Origin of the sequence: Vreelandella rituensis, assembly GCF_003336665.1 — a bacterium.
GTDB classification, from domain to species: Bacteria; Pseudomonadota; Gammaproteobacteria; order Pseudomonadales; family Halomonadaceae; genus Vreelandella; species Vreelandella rituensis.
Genome location: NZ_QPIJ01000139.1, coordinates 1 through 1,784 on the forward strand (window position 1 = coordinate 1; position 1,784 = coordinate 1,784).

Consider the following 1,784-nt stretch of genomic DNA (forward strand, 5'->3'; position numbering starts at 1 on the left):
AATAGAGCAGTTGTGGCAGGAACAGCACGATGCCCGGAAACACCAGTACCAGAATGGCGCGTAGCGTACCGGCCACCCAGAAGGGTGTCACGCCCCGGAAGATCGTCCCGGTGCTAACGTCCGGCAGCACCGCCCGCAGCACGAAGACGTTCATTCCCACCGGCGGCGTGATCAGGCTGATCTCGATCACGATCACCACCAGAATGCCGAACCACACCAGGTCGTAGCCCAGCCCCGCCACCACCGGAAAGAACACCGGCACGGTGAGCAGCAGCATCGACATGCTCTCGAACACGCAGCCCAGCACCACGTAGATCGCCAGGATCACCAGGATCACCACGAAGGGCGCCACATTGAGCCCGTTGACCAGCGCCAGCAGGTCGTTGGGCAAGCCCGCCCGGTTGATGAAGTTGGCGAAGATCAGGGCGGTGAGCACCACGGCAAACAACATGGCGGTGGTGCGCACCGTATCCATCAGTACATTCATCAGCACCCCGGGCGTCAGGGCACGCTTGAGCAGGGCGATGACGAAGGCGCCCATCGCCCCGATGCCCGCGGCTTCGGTGGGCGTGAATATGCCCATGTAGATGCCGCCGATCACCAGCACGAACAGCGCCACGGTGCTGCCCACGTCCTTGAGCGCCGCCAGACGCTCGCCCCAGGGCACCTTCTCGGCTGCCGGGCCTGCGTCGGGGTCGCGCCACAGCACCCATTTCACCGCCCCCAGGTACATCACGATGCCCAGTATTCCGGGGATGAAGCCGGCCGCGAACAGCTCGCGAATACTGGTCTCGGTGATGATGCCGTAGATCACCAGCATCACGCTGGGGGGAATCAATATCCCCAGGGTGCCGCCCGCGGCAATCGAGGCGGCGGCCAGGGAGTCCTTGTAGCCGTACTTGCGCATCTGCGGCATGGCCACCCGGCCCATGGTGGCGCAAGTGGCCAGGCTCGACCCGCAGATGGCGCTGAACCCGCCGCAGGCGACGATGGTGGCCATGGCCTGGCCGCCCTTGCGGTGGCCGAGAAAACCGTTGGAGGCCCGGAACAGCGCATCCGAAAGCCCCGCATGCGAGACCAGGTTACCCATCAGGATGAACAGCGGAATCACCGACAGGCCGTAGCTCATGGCGGTGTCCACCACCCGGCGCGAGGCCATGGCTTCGGCGGCGCCCCAGTTGCCGGTCAGGTAATAAAAGCCCACGAACCCCACGATGCCCATGGCGAAGGCCAGCGGCAGGCGCAGGAACACCAGAATCAACAGGCCGGCAAAGCCGTAGAGTGCTTCAATCATGCGTGTCTCCCTGCTGTTTGTCGGTGTCGGGCTTGGTCGGGCTGACCGGGCCGCCGCGTTCGACGACGCCAACCCCCTCGAGCAGGTAGCCAATCGCCCGCCCCAGGGTGAGCAGCGCGGAAAGGAACAACATGAGGGCGATCAGGTAGATCAGGTAGCCGTTGGGAATGCGCAGGAACTCGGTCACGTCGCCCCAGGCGAAGGCCCGCTCGCCCAGGGACCAGACGCGGCCGGCGATCACCCACAGCGCCAGGGCGACCACCAGGTTGACGACCAATTGGCGCAACCAGATGAAGCGCGATGGAAACACCGCGTCCAGCAGGTCGACGCTGATGTGCTCCTCTCGCCAGCAGGCCACCGGCAGCGACAGGAACACCACCGCCGCCAGCATCTGCTGGGTGAGTTCGACGGTGCCGAGAATGGGGGCATTGAAGAAATAACGGCCGACGACATCGGCGGTGGTCAGCAGCATCAAGGCAAAGAGGGTGGC

The 1,784-nt window shown here is 64.9% G+C and carries 2 protein-coding genes; both read right to left on the bottom strand.

The features are described 5' to 3' along the window. The coding region (locus tag DU506_RS21090) for a TRAP transporter large permease (RefSeq protein WP_147273811.1) at positions 1 to 1,294 on the bottom strand (1,294 nt) is incomplete at its 3' end. Further along, positions 1,287 to 1,784 (bottom strand): TRAP transporter small permease (locus DU506_RS21095; RefSeq protein ID WP_147273812.1); only part of this gene is annotated, 498 nt, incomplete at its 5' end. The genes DU506_RS21090 and DU506_RS21095, both read right to left, overlap by 8 nt.